The organism is Vibrio sp. 10N.261.55.C5 (assembly GCF_041470505.1).
In the GTDB taxonomy this organism is placed as follows: Bacteria; Pseudomonadota; Gammaproteobacteria; order Enterobacterales; family Vibrionaceae; genus Vibrio; species Vibrio crassostreae_C.
In genome coordinates this window covers 1-1,637 of record NZ_JBFRMS010000017.1, presented here as the reverse complement: position 1 = coordinate 1,637, position 1,637 = coordinate 1, and the positions used below count along the sequence as shown (strand labels likewise).

The following is a 1,637-nucleotide window of genomic DNA, read 5'->3' as shown; positions in this document are numbered from 1 at the left end:
CCCTATCTGGCAGGATAGTTGTCACTGTTAAAATTTAACCAGTTTGGGCGATAAAGAGTAATTGTGTCTCGTATCTCAGTAGAAAGAAAAGAAGCTATATTGAAGAAGCTGTTGCCTCCCTATTCGATGTCAGTTAAAGAAGTGTCGGAAGAGGAAGGAATTAGCACTGCGACCCTGTATCATTGGCGCCAGCAACTCAGACGTTCAGGAGCCGCCGTGCCAAATAGCAACACTTCATCAGAGCAGTGGTCTGCTCAAACTAAACTCGCCATTGTTGCCGAAACTTATTCAATGACCGAAAATGAACTCAGCCTATATTGTCGAGAGAAGGGCTTGTACCCTGAGCAAGTACAAACCTGGCGGAGTGAGTTTCTTCAAGGAGTCATGTTGAACAAAGAGAGTGAAGCCCAAGCCAAAAAACAGGCTAAAGCTGACAAACTTGAAATCAAAGAGTTGAAGAAAGATTTACGACTCAAAGAAAAAGCGCTCGCTGAAACGGCCGCCCTCTTGGTACTAAGAAAAAAGCTGAGAGCCTTTTACGGGGAAGAGCCAGAGGACGACTAACCTCAACCGATGAAAGGCAGAACATAGTGACTCTTATCCTTGAAGCGAAGCAATGCGGATGCCGTTTAGAGCCAGCTTGCCATGAAGTTCAAATCGACTTGAGAACGTATCGTCGCTGGTATCAGCAAGGTGAAGTTCAAGCTGACAAAAGGCCGATATGCATCAGGCCAGAGCCTGCTAACAAGCTCTCTCAGCAAGAGCGTGATGCGATTATCGAGGTGTGTAACCGCTCTGAGTTCGCAAGCTTACCTCCGACTCAAATCGTCCCGACACTGCTTGACCGAGGTGAGTATATCGCCTCTGAATCGAGTTACTATCGGGTGCTGAGTGCACAGGGGCAACTCCACAGACGAGGTCGTCAAAGGAGTAGGCAGAAGCAAGCGAAGCCAACAAGTTACACAGCGACAGATTCGAACCAAGTCTATACATGGGATATCACTTACTTACCTTCAAAGGTTCGAGGCCAACACTATTACCTGTATGTCATTGAGGACATCTACAGTCGAAAAATTGTTGGTTATGAAGTGTATGAGCATGAATGCGGTGAGCTAGCGTCACAACTTCTGCAACGAACGTTGATGCGAGAGCAGTGCTTCAATCAAGCACTGGTTCTTCACTCAGATAATGGTGCGCCGATGAAGTCGTTGACGTTCAAAGCAAAAATGGAAGAGTTAGGTATTACTTCATCGTATAGTCGCCCAAGAGTCAGTGATGATAACCCGTATGTTGAGTCATTGTTCCGCACGGTAAAGTACATGCCAAGCTGGCCAACAAAGGGCTTTGAAACAATCGACAGTAGTCGAAGTTGGGTTGAAGCCTTCGTACGCTGGTACAACACGGAGCACAAGCACAGTAAGCTGAATTATGTCACGCCTTCAGAGCGTCACAATGGAAAAGATAAAGAGATCTTGAAGCGCCGAGCGGAGGTACTACTCGCTGCAAAAGAGCTAAACCCTGAACGCTGGCCTGGTGATATCAGAAACTGTGAACCTGTTGGTGACGTTCACCTAAATCCAGAAAGAGAAGCTGCTTAATAAGTAAGCAAATGATGACAACTACCTTGAAAAACACCG

Annotated in this window: 1 protein-coding gene; it reads left to right on the top strand. The window is 46.4% G+C overall.

Translation table 11 applies throughout. The annotated features are described in order from the left end of the window. The first annotated feature begins 63 nt into the window (after positions 1 to 63). Positions 64 to 1,598 (top strand): IS3 family transposase gene (locus AB4263_RS08780; protein ID WP_372098077.1). Its coding sequence is split into 2 segments (ribosomal slippage): positions 64 to 517 and positions 517 to 1,598, totalling 1,536 coding nucleotides; the frame shifts between segments, so codons are not numbered across the junction. Positions 1,599 to 1,637 lie beyond the last annotated feature (39 nt).